At 40.0% G+C, this 18,037-nt stretch carries 17 protein-coding genes; 5 read left to right on the top strand and 12 right to left on the bottom strand.

What is annotated here, in order from left to right; all coding sequences use genetic code 11:
- Positions 1–11 precede the first annotated feature (11 nt).
- The 6 genes from DUT71_RS11005 to DUT71_RS10980 form a co-directional block, all read right to left on the bottom strand.
- Positions 12–1,091 (bottom strand): efflux RND transporter periplasmic adaptor subunit, encoded by a 1,080-nt coding sequence (locus tag DUT71_RS11005; protein WP_113662588.1) that lies wholly within the window; start codon positions 1,089–1,091, stop codon positions 12–14.
- 775 nt (positions 1,092–1,866) lie between these two features.
- Entirely contained in the window at positions 1,867–3,030 is a 1,164-nt protein-coding gene (gene dnaJ / locus DUT71_RS11000) for a molecular chaperone DnaJ (protein WP_113662587.1), read from the bottom strand.
- Between the two features lie 59 nt (positions 3,031–3,089).
- Positions 3,090–3,668, bottom strand: a complete 579-nt coding sequence (locus DUT71_RS10995) for a nucleotide exchange factor GrpE (RefSeq protein WP_113662586.1) — start codon at positions 3,666–3,668, stop codon at positions 3,090–3,092.
- 126 nt (positions 3,669–3,794) lie between these two features.
- Positions 3,795–4,475 (bottom strand): cell division ATP-binding protein FtsE, encoded by a 681-nt coding sequence (locus tag DUT71_RS10990; protein WP_113662585.1) that lies wholly within the window; start codon positions 4,473–4,475, stop codon positions 3,795–3,797.
- A gap of 1 nt (position 4,476) precedes the next feature.
- Entirely contained in the window at positions 4,477–4,680 is a 204-nt protein-coding gene (locus DUT71_RS10985) for a fructose-6-phosphate aldolase (protein ID WP_113662584.1), read from the bottom strand.
- Positions 4,681–4,780: 100 nt separating this feature from the next.
- The gene (locus DUT71_RS10980; RefSeq protein WP_113662583.1) at positions 4,781–5,803 is read right to left on the bottom strand and encodes an acyl-CoA reductase; all 1,023 of its coding nucleotides are present in this window, start codon (positions 5,801–5,803) and stop codon (positions 4,781–4,783) included.
- A gap of 79 nt (positions 5,804–5,882) precedes the next feature.
- Here DUT71_RS10980 and DUT71_RS10975 point away from each other — a divergent pair, with 79 nt between their 5' ends.
- Positions 5,883–6,233, top strand: a complete 351-nt coding sequence (locus tag DUT71_RS10975; protein WP_113662582.1) for a 4Fe-4S dicluster domain-containing protein — start codon at positions 5,883–5,885, stop codon at positions 6,231–6,233.
- A gap of 148 nt (positions 6,234–6,381) precedes the next feature.
- Here the strand turns inward: DUT71_RS10975 and DUT71_RS10970 are convergent, their stop codons facing one another.
- Both DUT71_RS10970 and DUT71_RS10965 read right to left on the bottom strand, forming a co-directional pair.
- Positions 6,382–6,903, bottom strand: coding sequence for a hypothetical protein (locus DUT71_RS10970; RefSeq protein ID WP_113662581.1), 522 nt, complete (start codon positions 6,901–6,903; stop codon positions 6,382–6,384).
- A 123-nt stretch (positions 6,904–7,026) separates the two neighbouring features.
- Positions 7,027–7,890, bottom strand: a complete 864-nt coding sequence (locus tag DUT71_RS10965; RefSeq protein WP_205313914.1) for an EamA family transporter — start codon at positions 7,888–7,890, stop codon at positions 7,027–7,029.
- A gap of 227 nt (positions 7,891–8,117) precedes the next feature.
- Between DUT71_RS10965 and DUT71_RS10960 the strand changes: the two genes are divergently transcribed.
- On the top strand, positions 8,118–8,531 hold the full coding sequence (locus DUT71_RS10960) for an EVE domain-containing protein (RefSeq protein WP_113662580.1): 414 nt from the start codon (positions 8,118–8,120) through the stop codon (positions 8,529–8,531).
- 248 nt (positions 8,532–8,779) lie between these two features.
- Here DUT71_RS10960 and DUT71_RS10955 read toward each other — a convergent pair whose 3' ends face one another.
- From DUT71_RS10955 to DUT71_RS10945, 3 genes are all read right to left on the bottom strand, one after another.
- Positions 8,780–12,205, bottom strand: coding sequence for a gliding motility-associated C-terminal domain-containing protein (locus DUT71_RS10955; RefSeq protein WP_113662579.1), 3,426 nt, complete (start codon positions 12,203–12,205; stop codon positions 8,780–8,782).
- A 112-nt stretch (positions 12,206–12,317) separates the two neighbouring features.
- Positions 12,318–13,517 carry a cation:proton antiporter gene (locus DUT71_RS10950; RefSeq protein WP_113662578.1) on the bottom strand — a complete coding sequence of 400 codons (1,200 nt, stop codon included), beginning with the start codon at positions 13,515–13,517 and terminating at the stop codon, positions 12,318–12,320.
- A 34-nt stretch (positions 13,518–13,551) separates the two neighbouring features.
- A complete protein-coding gene (locus DUT71_RS10945; RefSeq protein ID WP_113662577.1) occupies positions 13,552–14,073 on the bottom strand; it encodes an acyl-CoA thioesterase in 522 nt (173 codons plus the stop codon).
- Positions 14,074–14,283: 210 nt separating this feature from the next.
- On the opposite strand from DUT71_RS10945, the gene DUT71_RS10940 reads away from it, so the two are divergent.
- The 3 genes from DUT71_RS10940 to DUT71_RS10930 are packed head-to-tail and all read left to right on the top strand — an operon-like array spanning position 14,284 to position 17,504.
- Positions 14,284–15,819 carry a phosphodiester glycosidase family protein gene (locus tag DUT71_RS10940; RefSeq protein WP_113662576.1) on the top strand — a complete coding sequence of 512 codons (1,536 nt, stop codon included), beginning with the start codon at positions 14,284–14,286 and terminating at the stop codon, positions 15,817–15,819.
- A gap of 6 nt (positions 15,820–15,825) precedes the next feature.
- Positions 15,826–16,605 carry a hypothetical protein gene (locus tag DUT71_RS10935; protein ID WP_113662575.1) on the top strand — a complete coding sequence of 260 codons (780 nt, stop codon included), beginning with the start codon at positions 15,826–15,828 and terminating at the stop codon, positions 16,603–16,605.
- Positions 16,606–16,625: 20 nt separating this feature from the next.
- Complete coding sequence (locus DUT71_RS10930) at positions 16,626–17,504, top strand: hypothetical protein (protein ID WP_113662574.1); 879 nt, start codon at positions 16,626–16,628, stop codon at positions 17,502–17,504.
- Here DUT71_RS10930 and DUT71_RS10925 read toward each other — a convergent pair whose 3' ends face one another.
- Positions 17,505–18,035, bottom strand: a complete 531-nt coding sequence (locus tag DUT71_RS10925; RefSeq protein WP_113662573.1) for a YfiT family bacillithiol transferase — start codon at positions 18,033–18,035, stop codon at positions 17,505–17,507.
- Between the last annotated feature and the right edge of the window lie 2 nt (positions 18,036–18,037).

Genomic DNA, 18,037 nt, shown 5'->3' with positions numbered 1-18,037 from the left:
GGAAAAGGAGCCTACTCTGCTTTTAACTGTAATTGGTTCAGTACTTCTTTAGGTGCCATAAAGTTGAATTTGATTTTATCATCTTCTTTCACTTTTTGCACACCGTCGAGCACAATTTTATCGCCTTGCTGCAAACCACTTGCTACTACGTAGATGTCTGGCAGTTCACCACCAATTTTAATTTCCTTGGATTTGGCCACGCCATTTTTATCGATGACAAAAACAAAGATTTTATCTTGGAGCTCGTATGTTGCTTTTTGTGGAATAATCAAAGCATTTTTCAAGGGAATCACCATCTGTACTTTTCCCGTTTCGCCATTCCTCAACAACTGATTGGGATTTGGGAATTTTGCCCTAAAAGCGATATTGCCTGTTTCCGAATCAAATTCGCCCTCAATGGTTTCTACGGAGCCTTTTCCCGTTAGTGTTTCGCCATTGGCTAAAACAAGACTTACGGATTTGTTGTGGCTTGACTTTGCTTGTTGGAAGTTCAAATATTCAGGTTCTGAAACGTTGAAATAAGCAAACATCTGGCTGTTGTCAGAAAGGGTAGTTAGCAATTCGCCTTCGTCAATTAAGCTTCCCAATTTCTTGGGCAAACGGTCAATGGTGCCATCAAAAGGTGCTCTTATTTCTGTAAATGATAAATGTAACTTGGCCAGTGCCTTGCTGGCTTTGGCTTGCTCTAATTTGGCTTTTGCCATGGCCAGCTCATTTTTGGCTACCACATTTTTATCGGCCAGTAATTGCGTATTTTGTAGCTCAATTTCCGAAGCTTTCACTTCTGCTTCGGCTTTCATTACCTCGGCTTCGTACATTTTAGGCATGATTTTGAAAAGCAATTGTCCTGCTTTTACCTTTTGGCCTTCGTCTACGTAAATGTTTTGCAAAAAGCCTTTCTCTTGTGCTCTTATTTCGATATTTCGAACAGAACGGATTTGGGAAACATATTCCTTGGTGAAAGAGGTGTCGAGTGTTAATGGGCTGGTTGCCGTGTAATGGGTTTCTTCTTCTTTTTCTTCTTTTTTTTGAGTGCAGCTATAATAAAGCAGTATAGTGCATAAACCGGTGAGCATTAGATTTCTCTTCATTTCTTGTTACTTGTTAGCGATTTAACTCTTTTAAAATCGATGATTCTGGTTTTCATCGTGGCCAAAAGTACTTTCATGATCATGAAGTTTTGGTGAAGAAAGTGGCTTAGGAAGGTCAATAAAGGGTCATGAAGTGAAAAATTTCTTCATCATTGTGTTTAAAGTACACTATTGGATTGTTTAATTTTCAGAGATTAAATTTTAGCTTGTAGGGAGTTTGCTTATGGGGAGAATTTTAAATACGATTTATATTCACGATGTGCCTATGTGGTAAAAATATGTTTTTAGGACTGTAAGTCGTTAAAGAGAAAATATAACTGGATAGATACATAGGACATTGTTCGGATAACTCTTAAAATCGCAAAATGCTTATTCTAAATTCGTTTGTGATTAGCCTGTAAAAACTGATACTGAAATAAATTCAGTATGACGGAACGTTGATTTAGCGTCACCCTGACCTGTAGCAGAGCGGAAAGCTACGCAGTAAACCGAGCCTTGGCGAGTTCACCGAAGGTAATTTATTTCAGGGCCAGCGATAAAATTAAAAGAGTTAAATCATATTAGTTCGGATTAGAAAAATACTTTCTAATCATTATAATCAAAATATTTTGTTTTAAGATTGCTTTCCCGAAAAGTCGGTGCAGGCTATTCTTAGCAATGACGCTCTTTTTTTCGTCTTTGCGAGGAGGATCGACGAAGCAATCTCTTTCTATATCAATAAAAAAACGCCATGCTTTTGAAAACATGGCGTTGATTTTTCATACTTTGAATACGCTTATTCGAAATATTCTTTCATTCTGTCGAAGAAGCTTTTATCGTTTTTGCCGGGCTGCGGTTTAAAGTTGGCAGACTCTTTCAATTTTTCCAATAAAGCTCTTTCTTCGCTGTTTAGCGCCTTAGGGGTCCAAATATTGACATGGATAATCTGATCGCCACGGTGATAAGAATTCACTTCAGGAATACCTTTGCCTTTTAGGCGAAGCAGTTTTCCGCTTTGTGTTCCGGGTTCGATCTTGATTTTTGCTTTTCCGTCGATGGTGGGGACTTCTACACTAGCACCAAGCGCAGCATCAGGAATGCTGATATGTAAATCGTAAACGATGTTATTGCCTTCCCTTTTTAGGGTTTCGTGCGGCAGTTCTTCAATAAGGATAATTAAATCACCCGGAATACCACCGTTAGGAGCTGCATTTCCCTTTCCTGCCATGCTTAACTGCATGCCTTCGCTTACACCAGCAGGGATATTGATAGAAATGGTTTCTTCACCACGTACGGTGCCGTCACCATGGCATACATTACATTTAGCGGTAATTTGCTGGCCACTACCATGACAGGTAGGGCAGGTAGCTGTAGTTTGCATTTGCCCTAAAATGGTATTGGTTACTCTTCTTACCGAACCGCTACCACCACAGGTTTTACAAGTACTTACTGATGATTTGTCTTTTGCACCAGTGCCATCGCAGGCTTTACAGCTGATTTGCTTATTAACCTTGATTTTCTTCTCGGCTCCCTTAGCAATTTCATCTAGGGTAAGCTTTACTTTGATTCGTAGGTTGCTGCCCTTGGCTACCCTACGACCACCGCCACCCCTGGATTGGCCGCCGCCAAAAAAGCTGTCGAACGGACTGCCACCGCCCCCAAAAATATCTCCAAACTGACTGAAGATATCTTCCATATTCATACCGCCTCCGCCGTAGCCACCACCGGCAGCTCCGCCAACGCCTGCATGGCCAAATTGGTCATAACGCTGTTTCTTTTCCGGGCTGCTCAAAACCTCATAGGCCTCTGCGGCTTCCTTAAACTTATCTTCTGCAGACTTGTCGTCAGGGTTTTTATCAGGGTGATATTTAATGGCTAGTTTGCGGTAGGCTTTCTTAATTTCCTCAGCCGAAGCGCTTTTAGCCACTCCAAGTACGTCGTAATAATCTCTTTTGCTCATTTTATTAATGTGAGAATTTGTGAATTAGCCAATTAGCTAATAATCACATCATCAAATTCTTATGCTCCAACCACCACTTTGGCAAAACGAACTACTTTGTCGTTAAGCGTGTATCCCTTTTCCAATTCGTCAATTACTTTTCCTTTTTGCTCATCTGTAGGCGCAGGAATCTGGGTAATCGCCTCGTGTAAATCCGTATTGAACTCCGTATTGATGCTTTCAATTTCTTTTAAGCCTTTTTGGTTCAAAATGCTTTTTAATTTAGTTTGTACCAATACGATACCTTCGCGAACAGGAGCTACTTCAGTGGTGTTTTCTGTGGCTTTTATGGCACGTTCAAAATCATCCAGAACCGGTAAAAGCGAAACCACTACATCTTTACCTGCAGTTTGTAAAAGCTCTACACGTTCTTTTTGGGTACGGCGTTTAAAGTTGTCGAACTCGGCAAATAAACGTAGGTATTTATCGTTAAGTTCAGCAACTTCTTGTTTTAATTTTTCTTCTGCTGATAATTCTTCAACAGCTTCATTTACAGTGGCTTCATTTGCTGTATTTTCAGTGGAGGTGTTCTCTTTGGTTTCGTCTGCAGCTTGATTGTCCACTACAGGTTCTTCTTCCTTTTTCTTCTTATTAAACATCTGTAAACTCTTTTTCGGGGTTCATCTCAAAAGTTTTGCCAATACAAATAAAACAGCCATGCTGTCAGTTTTGTAGGATTGTACACTAACAGAATGGCTGAAAGTTAAAATTTTGTCAGAAAATGCTTAGGCAATTTGGGCATCTTCGTGTACCAAACCATTTTCACATTTAATGATGCGAGAAGGGAAGGTGCGAATAATATGATAATCGTGGGTAGCCATTAATACGGCGGTACCATTTTGGCTAATTTGCTTTAACAGCATGACAATTTCTTCCGAAGTTTCTGGATCTAGGTTTCCAGTAGGTTCATCGGCCAAGATAATTTCTGGGTTGTTCAGTAGCGCCCTTGCAATTACAATACGTTGCTGTTCACCTCCGGATAATTCGTGTGGCATTTTTTTAATTTTGGAACGCAGCCCCACTTTTTCAAGCACATCTTTAACACGTTCGGTAATCAGGTTTTTGTCTTTCCAGCCAGTCGCTTTTAGTACAAATTCCAAGTTTTGCTCAACAGTCCTATCGCTAAGCAGCTGAAAATCCTGGAAAACAATTCCCAGTTTTCTTCTTAAAAAAGGGACTTCTTTGTCTGACAGTGACTTGAGGTTGAAATTGGCCACGTTGCCTTCGCCATTGCCGATGTGCAAATCACCATAAATGATTTTGAGCAAACTACTTTTTCCAGAGCCCGTAGCGCCAATTAAAAAGACAAATTCGCCTTTCTCTATGCTCAGGTCAACGTTGGATAGTACAAGGTGTTTCTGCTGAAAAACATCAACATTGTTTAGGGTAATTACGTTTTCCGCCATGTTAAATATCTAGTTTGGTTACCTGTCCAAAAGGTAACTCGTTTATAATGTTCATTATTTGCGCTTGCTTATCTCCAAAGCCCAGTTTTTCCAATGATTTATCGGGCCTGTCTACCCTAAAATAAGCCAATAGCGTAAACTTTTCATCTCTAAGTTGTACGTAATCTGGTATTTTGGCAATGCCCTTAACTTTGATGATATACATCCTTCAAAAGTAATAAGTAAAAGTTAAAAGTAAAAAGTAATTAGCGATGAATTGCTGCGCTTAATTATCAATCCATAACAAATTACCCAAAAACGAACAACTAATTGGCCAAATTGTTCAAAAAAGCAATGGTATTTACATTGTCGGCGTAATCCCAAAGTTTAGGGCGCTGGCTTTGCCCAAATGGCAAAACTTCTAAATGTTGTACAGCTGTATTAGCTACGATGCATTGGATTTGCTCTTCTTGCTGGTTCAATTTTTTGGCTACTTCCTTCACCTCTCCATAAGTTTCATAGTACAGTACGGCCAAAGGCGAAGATAGGCCTTCATCTTCCTTTAACAGCAGGAAACCGTTGTCGTAATGGGCCTGTTGATTAACCAAATAGATTGATTTGTTGTAATCGTAGTTGTTGTTGTATTTAAAGTGGTTAATGATGTCATGAAACTGCTCCAAGGGTTCAAAAAACTTCCTGATTTCGTAATTTTTAGGAATAAAGATTTTGGAGATGGAACGGCAACCCATCCCGAAATAGTCCAAAATGTCATGGCCTAATGCTTCAATTTCCGCTTCACTTTCGCTGCCGGTAAGTATGGCTACGCTATTTCTGTTTCTTCTAATGATATTGGGTACTTTCCCGAAATAATATTCAAAATATCTAGAGGTATTGTTGCTACCCGTGGCAATTACAGCATCGAAATTTTTTAACTGCTCAACATACACCAGGTGGTTTTGCAGTTCAGGTAAAATCTTGACAAGCTGATTGAGCAAAAAAGGCAGGAGTTTATTGTCGGAAGATGACAATTTAATTTGTGCAATGTTTCCTGTTGCCAAAACGCACATCACATCATGAAAACCCACTAAGGGGATGTTTCCCGCAAGGATAAGACCAACGGTTTTGGGATTGCTGGTAATTTCTACTGTTTCAAACCATTCTGCTAAATCTTGTCCATCAAGCATTTCTGCTAATGCTTTAACCGCTTTATTTACCTCGGTACTTGTAAACCAAGCATTTGAATTGCTAGCAGAATCAATAACAGCAATTAGGGCTTCGTTGGGATGTTGGAGGTATAAACCAAGCTGTTTAAAAGCTGAAATTAACTGTTCTTTGCGAAGTGATGACATATTTAGAACTATTATAAATGGATTATGTATTATATTTGCGCTGCAAAGTTAAGCTTAGCATTTTAGAAATAGACGAAAGATGGCAATTAAAATAACAGACGAATGTATAAACTGTGGGGCATGTGAGCCAGAATGCCCTAATAATGCAATTTACGATGCTGGTACTGCTTGGAGATTTTCTGATGGTACCGCTTTAGATGGTATTATTGATTTCGGAGGCAAAGAAGTAGACGCCGGAGCTGCTCAAGATGCGGTTTCTGACGAAGTATATTATATTGTATCAGATAAGTGTACAGAATGTAAGGGTTTTCATGATGAGCCTCAATGTGCGGCGGTTTGCCCAGTAGATTGCTGTGTAGACGATGAAGATGTTCGTGAAACAGAAGAAGAGCTTTTAGCTAAGAAAGCCTGGTTGCACCAAGAAGGTTAGTTAATGTAAGAAACTGAAGGCTTGAAAAGGTCATTGATAAATGAAAGGGGAGATACTGAAAAGTATCTCCCCTTTTTGATGTGCGTTTGCGACAGGGCAAAAAAATAGGCCAGCATCTTTGCCGACCTATCCAATATAGTTTAGTTTATTAAAATCCAACTACAACATCGTAAGTTGCTACAACTTTTACAGGTAAGTCTTTAGTTAAAGCGGTATTAACTTTAGACTTTAAAGTGTATTTTAAATTGCCACTAGAGATTAAGTCTTTTAGATCTACCGTATTGTTAACGGTGAAATTGATTTTGTCGATTTTGCCAGTGCCCGTACCAGTATAAGTAGCCGTAAAAGGAGTTTTTCCAGTGGCTTCTATTATTGCAGAAATTTCACTCAGGTTGCCAAAGCTATTATTGGCTTCAGATCCGGCAGTAATTTCTGCTGTCAATGTTTTTATTTTAAGGGACTTTACATTTTTTAAGCCAAAAGATGGCGATTGTTTTTTGATTAACGCATCTAAATCTGCAGTGGTGGTTTGCGAACTTAATTCCACTGCCTGTACTGAGGTAGCCTTAGGAGTAATTGTAAAGGTAACATCGGCACTTGTCAGTGTAATGTTTTGATCGGTAGCTTTTTCTAACTTTTTACATGAAGTCCCTATAATAGCAGATCCCAAAATAAACAGCGCTAATAATTTCTTTTTTATTCTAGTTTAATTTGTAATAATTGGTTATTTTTTTGTTAAAGATAAAAAAAAGCGATCAATTATTGCAAATTTAATTGCTTGATTATTTAGTAGTTATATGTCTATGTTGCTGGTAGGCTTACTCTTTGTTAGAGTAGAGCCTGTACTGGCCGTAACAACGAGTGCAATGGTAGTCCATTCTAAAATGCTCAAGTGCTCGTGTAAAAAAAGCAATCCGCAAAGCGCAGCGGCAGCGGGCTCCAGGCTCATCAATATACTAAATGTTTTGGCTGGTATATGTTTTAGCGCATTCATTTCTAAGGTGTACGGAATTGCGCTTGATAATAAGGCAATGGCCATGCCCAGTAGAAATACTTTTGGACTGATATTACCTAAGTTTCCCTCAATAAGTGCTGCCGGCAAAGCCACACATGAAGCCGCTAGTAAACCAATACTTACCGCTTGTCCGCTATCCATTAACTTGGTTACCTTGGCCCCAAGAATAATGTAGGCGGCCCAAAAGGCACCAGCCAATAAGGCAAGACCAGCGCCTAGCAAATCAATATCGCTGTTGCCATGCCAAGGCGCAATTAGGGCAATACCTGCGGCAGCCATGATTGCCCACAAAAAATCAATGGTTTTACGGGAGGTGGAAATAGCTAGCACCAGGGGCCCTAAAAATTCCAAAGTAACAGCCAATCCCAAGGGGATCCTAGAAAGAGACAGGTAAAATGAAGTGTTCATGATGCCTAAGGCCAAGCCATAAATAAGTGCCCATTTCCATTGGATAGAGGTAATGGTTTTAAATGATGGCCTGTAAACTGCTAATAACAGCATGGCAGAAAGTACAATTCGTAAACTTACTGTTCCTGCTGAGCCCATTATGGGGAAAATGCCTTTGGCTATGGCCGCACCGCCTTGTACGCTAATGATGGAAAGTATTACAGCTGGAATTGGAGGGATGTTTTTTAATTTCACGGATGAGAATTTTCCACAAAAATAGTTTTTTAGCGGCGTATTAACGTATTGAAAATTTACGCTTGTCCCCAATATCGCCTTAAGGTTGCCTCAATCCCCGGAATAACGAAATAGCTTGCCGCGAAGAATGAAAAATATAGGAACGGTTTGCAGGTTTTATTATTTTTGCAGATAATCAATGGTGCAGCCGTTGATTTTGCAGGAAACTATAGATACACCTTTTAAGCATGAGCAAAACACAATATTGGCTAGTCAAAAGCGAACCTTTCAAATATAGCTGGGAAAAATTTAACCAAGATGGACGTACTTTTTGGGATGGTGTGCGCAATTATCAGGCACGTAACAACCTGAAAGAAATGAAAACAGGAGATTTGGTCTTGTTTTACCATAGCAATGAAGGGAAAAACGTGGTGGGCGTGGCCAAGGTGGTCAAGGAATTTTATCAGGACCCAACTACTCCAGATCCTAATTGGGTGGTAGTGGATTTGGCGCCGGTAGAATCTCTGAAGAATCCAGTAAGCCTTGAGCAAATTAAAGCAGAAGAAAGCCTAAAGGATATTTCGTTGGTACGCCAAGGCCGCTTATCGGTCATGCCTTTAAAGGCCACTGAATTTGATAAGATTCTTGAAATGGGAAGCTAATCATCAGCATAGGTTTAATTCTTCTTAAAATACCAGGGATACATTGTTCCTGTGCAGTATTGGTATTGCTATTGATATTTTTTTGCAGACCAAACGTTATACAATAAAGATATCCATACTACTTTTTTGCAGCGTTATGCTGTCCCGGTTTACCTTTGCTGTTGGGAGACTACCAAATTAAAGTAACTTCTTCCCTTGATATGATTCGAATTTTTTCTGCTAAAATTGAGCCACCAAATTGTTTGATATTATCGTATGATATTTAGGTTTCCTGTAATTGTTTTACATTCCGGGCCAAAATTAATGATATAGTAATATACGCCTACAGGTAAAGGAGTATTATGGTAGTTTCCGTTAAAAGGTGTTTTGTAACCTATTGAATTAAAAACCCTTGTTCCCGTTCTTGAAAAAATCTGTATTTTAACATCTGGATAATTTTCTATACCGTTAATTAACCATTCATCATTAATATTGTCATTATTGGGGCTAATAGTATTTGGGATGGATAGGTTTGAAAATCCAGTATATACCTTTAACTCGCTTCTTTCACTTTCGCAATTTCCCACTTTTATGGAAACGAAGTAAGATTTATTCTGAGTAATATTAATGCTGAAATTGCCATCATTTGATGTAGCTATGGCTTTATTGGAATATTCGTTTTCATATAGTGTATATGTTCCATTGGGTACAGAACTACTTACTGATACATTGATCTCTTTCGGTGAGCAAAGAAAAATGGGTTTGGTGATTGGCTGTGGTATCGAAGTTGCATTGCCTTGTATCACAAATATTCTAGAGTATGCTGTGCAATTGCTTGCATCGGTTATTTTTAATCGATAAGAACCACTCTCAACATGGTTTATATCATTCGTTCCTTGAATTGGGACTCCGTCACTATTGGTCCATTCAAATTGATAAGGAGGTAATCCCCCCGTTACATCTAAACCCGAAATGAAGCCATTTTTTTGTTGACAGGTAGCATGTCTGACTATTGCCTTGTTTTCATTTAAGGCAAGTGGAGGTATATTTTTAATTTCATAGGTGGTCAATAACAGGTGGCAATTATTGTCGTCAATCCCAAAAAGAGTGTACTTTCCTGCCGATAGGTTATTTGCTTTTTTGGTTTGTGAAATTGTCTGATTCAATTCGTTTTTCCAATAATATGATTTTGGTAGTTTGGTGTATTGGTCAGCATTGTATTCAAGAAAACCATTGTTTAAATTGCAGGAGGCGTCTTGATGTGTCATTGAAAAACTACTTATGTTTATTGAATTTGGCGTTTCTTGGATATTGTAAGATGATGTTTTTTTACAATAGCTATTAGAAACTTCAAGGGTGTATGCTCCGCTAGGGGCGTTTTCCAATTCCAGATTATTTGAAATAACTACCCCATTACTGTTTGTCCATTTGTAGCTAGTGGCTCCATTTACAATGATTCCTTTTATGCTGCCGTTGCTGGATTGGCAAGTCGCATTTTTTATGTCCAGGCCAAGGCTATTAATCGTTATGCTATTTAGTTCTGTGATTTCAAATAAAGAGGAGTAGACAGTAGCGCAACCGCCTGCGTCTTTCATTTCTAAATAATATTTTCCTGCTGGAACATTTAGTAGATCTAAATTAGTGCCAACAACAACATTTCTTTCATTTATCCACTTGTAAGATATGCTTGTATTGCTAGTCGTAGTAAGGGAGGTAATTGAACCGTTGTTTTGTGAACAATCTGCAGTTTTTATTTTGACCATTGACTCATCAAGTGTAGGGGCTGCTTGATTTTTCAGTACGACGGGGCCATATTTTACTTCGCAATTGTTTTTATATTTAATACTTAAAGTATAGCTTCCCTCAGGAAGGTTATAGGCATCTATTCTAGTAGCAACTTCTTCTCCTCGTTGGTTGGTCCAGCTGTAAGTATAGTCTGATGAATATTTTGTTAAATAAAGATAAGTGATAGAGCCAAGTGAATTGCAGGTAGGATGTGTAATAATTTTATTTTGGTCTCTAACTTCAGGTGTCATGTCGACAATTTCGAACTCTCCAAAAACTCTGGTGCAACTTAGGTTTTTGGTTGTTAACTTGTATTTTCCAGGTTTTAAATTGTAAATGTCTGGATTATTTCCAATTGAATTGTTGTTTTGGTCGGTCCAGATATATTCTACCGCATTTTCAACGGTTAAGCCTACAATAGCACCGTTGGCTTCGTTGCAAGTAGCTTGAGTGATATTGGCGTAAGTTTTTTGAATTATTCGGGTGAAATTGGAAGTATAGCCATTTATTGTAGCAGAAGCTATAATTGCTTTGGAGAAATTGCCAGCATAGCTCCAGTTGCCATTGGCATCGGCCGTGATGGTGGTTAAATAGGCATGTGGCTGACAGGTGCTGCAGTCGTCATCGGAAAATAACTCTACTTTGGCGTTAGGCTCTGTTATGCCAGTAACTAAACTATTTGTAGCCGTTAAGATTTTAATGGTTGGGATCGTTCCGCCATCCGCTAAAAAGACATCAGCATTTAGTTTTTCAACGGTGCAATACATGCTGTTTCTTTGTGCAATAGCTGATTTCGGCGAATTTATATAAACAGGGATGTTGTAAAGAGTGTTGGCTTCTCCAGGATTTTCACCGCCAATTTTGACCGCCTCTGAAGAAGTAAGGAAAATAGATTTGCTCCAATTATATTCGTGAACAGGATTTGGATGTTTCAAAAATTGATTTCCTTGGAAAAGGATAGGGCCATTTAAATTAGTCATATTGATGCCGAAATTGCAAATAGACTTATTATTGATAATAGTAGCAGAGCCAGGCTGTGTTGGGAAAACATCGCCACCAAAGGTTTGGTAAAGTACAACGAAATTATTTGAATTGTTTGTTGAAGCAAGAGGCGTAGGTTGCCCATCTACATCAAAAGAAAAATAATTGTTTCTTAAATTTAGATGTACAGCGTAACGCTTATTTCTAAACTGGCTGTAATGTAGGTTTATGAAAACAATGATATTTCCAAAGTAATTACGTTCTTTATCATCGTCTCCGCCAATGTCGTAATTCCCTTTCGCGAGGCAAACGTAGAGCCCGCCAAGAAGCCCAGTTGGGGTTGCTCGGTATGATTTACCATCGGGTTCAAAGCCTATAAAGTTGCCTTTTATGCTCAAGTTTTCAATGCCTATAGTCAATGGAGTTTGGCTGTCTAATAAAGAATAGTCAGAATTTAGTACGAAATTTGCGCAGTTGGCAATTACGTTTCCTTTATTGGCTGCTCCAATCTTAATGTTTTTTGCGTTTTCGGTGTACAAAAAGCCACCTGCAAAATTGCCATTTGGCATTCGGTTGGTAAAATCCCTGGCATAAAAACCATATAACTCAACACCATCTGCATCTTTAATGACAAAAGCACTATAAACAGTTGTATTTTTAGGTTGGATAATGATTTTGGCAGAGCTTCTTCCAAAAAATGTACCAGGCTGAGTGGTGGCATCTATCACCATGCTGCTGCTAATAAAAGGCAGTTGGGTTTCAAGGTTGATGGTTCTGTCTTGTTCTGTAATTCCGCTAATATTAAAAACGATAAGGTCTTGCTGATTGTTAGCATTAGCTTTTTGAATAGCTTCCCTTAAACTTCCTGGGCCGTTATCATTATTTGTGGTAACCGTAATGGTTTCGGCCTTCCCATAAAATGGTGTCAAAAGAACCAAGAAGTAAATTAGATATGGTAGTTTCAAGCGTTTAAATAAAGTTGATGTTTTTCAAATATAAGGAAACAAAAATCGTTTAACTGTTTTACCACGTTTAGTTAAACTAGCTTCCCGTTTCTTCGGTTGCCGGTGCGTTTTTTTTCTTGGTTGACATCAGTCCAATGCTCATCACTAAACTAGAGCCCAGCACTACCATAAAAAGAAAGGGGGTGCCTATTTCTGCCAATTTCAATTGTTGAGGCAAGTTGTAATAAAGCAGGATACTGATTAGCCCCCTGGGGGTAACAAAGCCTTCGGGTAAAATATGGTCTTTTTTGAAGAAATATAGATATCCAAATCTAATGACATAGATGCTCCCCAATATAATAAGACCGTTAGCAATGATATTGAAATTGTTCAATTGGTAAATGTTCATCGTAAAACCGAAGATCACAAAGAAGAAAGTTCTGAGGATAAATGCACTTTCGGCCGAAAGCTGGTGGAGCTGGGTAAGGTCGTTTGAAAGGTTTTTGTAGATAAATACAGATCTGAACCAAGCATGTTTAATGGTATCAGCATTGTTGAGGAACAGGCCAAAGGATAATATGAGCACCAGGGCCGACAAGTGGAACGATTGCCCAATGGCGTACACCATAATCAAAATGGAAATGATCAGGAAAAATTTAATATGGTGCCTCAACCTTCCCATCAGGTATAGCAGGGTGATGCACGCCACTACCGACAGCAATAGAATGAGAATAGTATTGATGGCTAATTGCCCAAATGAAGCGGCGGTAATGTGTTGATTGGCAACAGCAAAATTAAAAAGTATAATACCTAGGATATCTGAAAAGGAACTTTCATAGATGATAAACTCCTTGCTTTTTTTGTTGATGTTGGAAACCGAGGGAATGGCAATTGCAGAGCTGATTACACTGAAAGGCACAGCATTTACAAAGCATAGGTAAAGTGACTGGCCGGTAATTTGGTAAATGATAAAGGTGATTGCCGCAACGGTAGCAATTAAAATGAATAGTGCCGAGAGGAATGCGCCTTTAATGATCCTGTTTTTTTCTTTGGCATATTTAAGTTCCAGAGAGCCTTCAAAAACAATAAGGATAAGGCCAACTGTACCCAAGGTAGGTAATATCTGCAAAAAGCTATAGGTATGGATCTGTAGCTTATCCACAAGTATCCTTAAGCCTATGCCTAACGTTAGTAAGAGTAAAACCGAAGGTAACTTGGTTTTACTGGCCACTAAGTCAAATAAATAAGAGAAAATGACCAGTGAGCTTAAAATTATTAATATGGTATAGGTCGTCATACGTTTTTTGTTTTATCGACTCCTATATAAGGTGTTAATTTTTGGCAAACAGGGCCTTGAGTTCAATGGCATCATCGGGCTGCATTTTACCTGCAAGTACTAAGCGTAATTGTCGGCGGCGCAAGGCCCCTTCGTAAAGCTCAATTTCTTCAGGCGTTTCAGGTTTGATCTCGGGTACAGGGATCGTGCGGCCACTCTGGTCTACCGCAACAAAAGTATAATAAGCTTCATTGGATTTTACTCTTGTTCCCGAGGGGATATTTTCGGCCCATACATCTAAACGAACTTCTACGGAAGTATTAAATGATCGGGTCACTTTAGCCTCAATGGTAATCACGTCGCCCAGTTTGATAGGCTGTTTAAACGAAACGTTGTCCACAGAGGCAGTTACCACAATTCGGTTGCAGTGTTTCTGGGCCGATATGGCCGCGGCAATATCCATCCAATGGAGCAGCCTGCCGCCCATTAAGTTGTTTAGCGTGTTGGTATCGTTAGGTAAAACCAGTTCATTCATTACCGTAAACGAATTTTTTGGGCTTTTTACGTTCAAACTCATGTTGGCAAAAATACAGAAATTAACGCTGTTCTTTTCATTTAATTTCGGCTAAAGCCCAGTCAATTCTTAAAAAGAAAGGAAATAACTTGATAATAATTATCTGTTTTTATGACTAACATTTTAAAACAAATAAAAAAATATTTTTATATTATTAATATTTTTAAATAAGTTTAGATTTGATTTTAATAAAATAAACTTAACCTAAACTTTATGAAGAGAATTTTACTTTTGATGTGCTTTGCTGCGGGCTTTTATGCAAACAGTAAGGCCCAGGGTATTTTGGTTAACCGTTATTATAATAGCGGTGCGGCCAATGGTATAAACGATGTGGTGGAACTGGTAGTTTATACGGATCACCTCGATATCAGAAACTACATTATCAAAGATTATGGCAACGGCGGGACAACCTTAGATGACGGGGGCGGCAAGTATCGTTTTAACGACATCAATTTATGGAAAAACCTCCGTTCGGGAACTACCATCGTTTTACGTAAGCTGAGCGATGCCGAACTGTTAACCTATACGCCGGATACAGATGCTACTGACTTTAAAATAAGCGTTGCCATAAACGACGTAAATTATTTTACCAATATGGATGCTGCCAAAATATGGAACCTAACTTTTCATGAAGCGGTTTCTGTAAGGGCCGATACGGACGTTGCCGCTGCGGCAAATGGCGGCAATAAAGCAGTGCACACTTTGGCCTATGGCGATTTCTTCAATAAATCGGTTTGGCACACCATTCCGGGGACTAAATCATTGTTTAATGGTACAGGTTTATTGGGTAACGGCACCATAGGCATTGCGTATTTGACCAATCCAAATTATCAAAACTACACCACGCCGTTTGATACCAATGCAGATTTGGTTTCTTTGCCCGCTTATTGGAACAAAGAAACTGCATTGATGGCCAATTTTCCGGCGGGGATACAGGTGTACAGAACAACTACCCCTTATATGGCCAGGCAAATGAATGCTTATTGTGTAGTTTTCGATCCTAAATTAGTAGAGTTTAAGCCAACTTATTCGGTTAGTTTTAAAACTCCAGAAGCGTACGTAAATGCAGAAAGCGGTACGGTTTTGGCCTGCCTAAATGCCGGTTTTTTTTATACCACGGCGCTAAGCACCATTCAATATAACGGCACTACCTATGCCAATAACGTGGCCTTGCTGAACAGGAACATCTACAACAACCAAACCAACACCTACTATCCAACCAGAGGCACCTTCGGCCTGTCGTCAATGATGAAGCCTGATATTACTTGGACCTACAGACTTAGCAACGTGGTTTATTCGTACACCACGCCATCTCCCAACGATGTAAATGCCGCACCACAGCCTTTGCCATTAGCTGCTAACGGAACCATTTGGAATGCCATTAGCGCCGTGGGAGGTTCGCCGGTTTTGGTGAAAGATGGCATCGTGAATGTAACTGCGGGCGAAGAACTTGCCGATTTAGACAACACGGCGCAGCGTGCCAGGTCTGCTATTGGCTACACTGCCGATGGAAAAGTCATTTTGGTGGCCGTAGAAGGAGGTAACACTACGGTTTCGCCAAGTGTAACAGGCTTATCGTTAAATGAGCTGGCCAATTTGATGAAAGATATGGGCTGTGTTGCAGCACTCAATTTAGATGGGGGAGGTTCAACCACTTTAAGAATCAATAATCAATTGACCGTTCGTCCTTCGGATGGCAATGTTGAGCGTGCCATGCCAGGCGTAATCTTAATTAAATCAAAAAACTAAACAATCATGAAATCCAAAATATACCTAGTTATCCTAATGGTTTTGGCCATTAATGCCGTAAAGGCACAAAAAGTAGATTCCTTAAAGCTGTTGATGGACGTTAATGGCGGGAATGTAGGGGCAACTACGCAAAGCGATGATGCTGTTCCGGTAACCATCAGTACCTATGACAAGGTGAGCTGGGGCGATGGCTACGGGCTGGCCAATAGGGCTTTTATCCAATCGTTACGAAATGAGGTGCTGCCTATTACCTTATTTAAATTCAATGCCAAAAAAGAGGCGGATGCCATCCATATAACTTGGTCTACATCCATGGAAAAAAATGCGCTACACTTTGAAGTACTGCGCTCAACCGATGGAAAGACGTTTAAGGGCATTGCTACCGTTGGGGCCAATGGGAATTCGAGCTCCCTACAAAATTACGCCTACAGAGATCGCAAGCCCGAAAATGGAACCAACTATTACCAGCTAAAGAGCGTGGATAGGGATGGTACATTTTCCACTTCTATTGTAGTTGCTGTAAAGTTCGATCTTAACAAAACGGATATGATTGTTGCTGCAAATTCAGCTCACCAAACCATTAAGGTAAGTGTTTATTCGCCGGTAGCTACATCGGCAACTTTTTCTGTTGCTGATGTAAATGGACGTGTTTTGTTGAAGACAAAAAATCTTTCGATACAAAAAGGAAATAACGTGTTTGAATATCCGCTGAATGTTCCGGCACAATTGCTGATTGCTGTCCTAAGTTCGGCCACTGAAAAAAGCGCTTTTAAATTTTACTATTAGGTTTTGATTAATTCTCTGTGATGACATTTCGCTATTTGGTTTTCGGACTGTGTGTTATTTCGCTTTCTTGTTCAAAAAAGAAAGAAAATCATTCGGTGCCGCCCCAGCCTGTACCCGGCCATTCATTTTATGCAGGCGAAGTAAGACCCGTAACATCAAAAAACTGCTTTGCGGGGGCGTATTACCGAAAACTGGTGTCGAGTGTTGATGAATGGGGAGGCATTGGTGGGCAACTGGTTTTGCCCACCGCTGTTTTTGACCCCTTGCGGATTAACCCTGCTAAGCCTGCCCAATTTTTGGATAACCCGTCTGTTTATATGGGAGGCAATATGGGTGGGCAGGAAACGGATATTGGGCTCACTTGGGAAGTAATCCGTGATGGAAACGGAATTGTAACTGCCGACAGAAGAGCCTACAGACCATTTTTAAGAAGAACCGCCCATAGCGGAAGTGCACAGGCGGCGCTTTACGAAAATGCACCTGCTGAGGCTCGGTATTACTGGTATCCGGGAGAGGAGGTGACCATGTCGGTGAAAATTGTAGCAAACGGCGTGTTGAGATTTACCGTGGAGGGTGCCGGAAAGAAATTTGAGCGTGATTTTGATTGCGGCGGCTACACTTTCACGGGCAAGGGAGAGTTTAAGCGGGTAAACGCTATAGATCAGGTGTCCAATGAGGGAAAGCCTGTGCAAGCCACCAAAACTAAGGTAACAGGTGGAGTATGGAAAGCCAGTTACCTATACCGGATCGTGAATGGGCAGTTGCAGGAAACACCTTTTCATGACGGGAGATATACGGACATGAGGTGTCCAAGTGCCAGCTATTTTTCGGTTTCCGCTACGCAGGAAGAGCGATCAAAAGGGGCTGAAAAAATCGATATTCATGGCGGAGGTTTATAGCTAACTATTCCTTGCAATTAATATATGCGCTAAATGATGCTGGCAATGCCAGGCGTAAATGCCGATATTCTTTTTTAAGGAAATACGTTCATTGCCCTCTGGATGAATAAATTCTCTTTCCAGCTGCTGTTCAGATAGCTGTGTGAGCAGGGTTGTCCATTTTTCATGAAGCCCTTCGATGATTTGAAGCGAGCTTTCTATGGGGTAGTCCTTGGCATCGGGCAGCTCGGCCCAAAGATTTTCCAGATATGGTTTAATGGTTGGGGTGTCTTCGGTTAAGGTTAGCTTAAACCTGATCAAGCTGTTCATGTGGCTGTCGGCACAATGATGTACCACCTGCTTAATGGTCCAGCCATTTGGCCGATATTGTTTTTGCAATTGCTCATCGTTAAGTCCTAGAGTGGCATTTCTTAGGCGTTCCGGAAAATGCTTGATCACTTCTGTCCAGTTTTTAAGATGCTCTTTGCTGATATTTTCCGGTACATGGAATTTCCCGATGGGGAACTTCAAATTTTCGAGGTTTTGCTCCATTT

This window comes from Pedobacter nanyangensis, from assembly GCF_003313505.1.
Classification (GTDB): Bacteria; Bacteroidota; Bacteroidia; order Sphingobacteriales; family Sphingobacteriaceae; genus Pedobacter; species Pedobacter nanyangensis.
This window is presented reverse-complemented; position numbering and strand designations above follow the sequence as displayed.

Bases quoted from the DNA above. Each gene is read 5' to 3' on its own strand.
- DUT71_RS11005 (WP_113662588.1), bottom strand. From the start codon at position 1,091: ATGAAGAGAAATCTAATGCTCACCGGTTTATGCACTATACTGCTTTAT.
- dnaJ (WP_113662587.1), bottom strand. From the start codon at position 3,030: ATGAGCAAAAGAGATTATTACGACGTACTTGGAGTGGCTAAAAGCGCT.
- DUT71_RS10995 (WP_113662586.1), bottom strand. From the start codon at position 3,668: ATGTTTAATAAGAAGAAAAAGGAAGAAGAACCTGTAGTGGACAATCAA.
- DUT71_RS10990 (WP_113662585.1), bottom strand. From the start codon at position 4,475: ATGGCGGAAAACGTAATTACCCTAAACAATGTTGATGTTTTTCAGCAG.
- DUT71_RS10985 (WP_113662584.1), bottom strand. From the start codon at position 4,680: ATGTATATCATCAAAGTTAAGGGCATTGCCAAAATACCAGATTACGTA.
- DUT71_RS10980 (WP_113662583.1), bottom strand. From the start codon at position 5,803: ATGTCATCACTTCGCAAAGAACAGTTAATTTCAGCTTTTAAACAGCTT.
- DUT71_RS10975 (WP_113662582.1), top strand. From the start codon at position 5,883: ATGGCAATTAAAATAACAGACGAATGTATAAACTGTGGGGCATGTGAG.
- DUT71_RS10960 (WP_113662580.1), top strand. From the start codon at position 8,118: ATGAGCAAAACACAATATTGGCTAGTCAAAAGCGAACCTTTCAAATAT.
- DUT71_RS10950 (WP_113662578.1), bottom strand. From the start codon at position 13,517: ATGACGACCTATACCATATTAATAATTTTAAGCTCACTGGTCATTTTC.
- DUT71_RS10945 (WP_113662577.1), bottom strand. From the start codon at position 14,073: ATGAGTTTGAACGTAAAAAGCCCAAAAAATTCGTTTACGGTAATGAAT.
- DUT71_RS10940 (WP_113662576.1), top strand. From the start codon at position 14,284: ATGAAGAGAATTTTACTTTTGATGTGCTTTGCTGCGGGCTTTTATGCA.
- DUT71_RS10935 (WP_113662575.1), top strand. From the start codon at position 15,826: ATGAAATCCAAAATATACCTAGTTATCCTAATGGTTTTGGCCATTAAT.
- DUT71_RS10930 (WP_113662574.1), top strand. From the start codon at position 16,626: ATGACATTTCGCTATTTGGTTTTCGGACTGTGTGTTATTTCGCTTTCT.
- DUT71_RS10925 (WP_113662573.1), bottom strand. From the start codon at position 18,035: ATGGAGCAAAACCTCGAAAATTTGAAGTTCCCCATCGGGAAATTCCAT.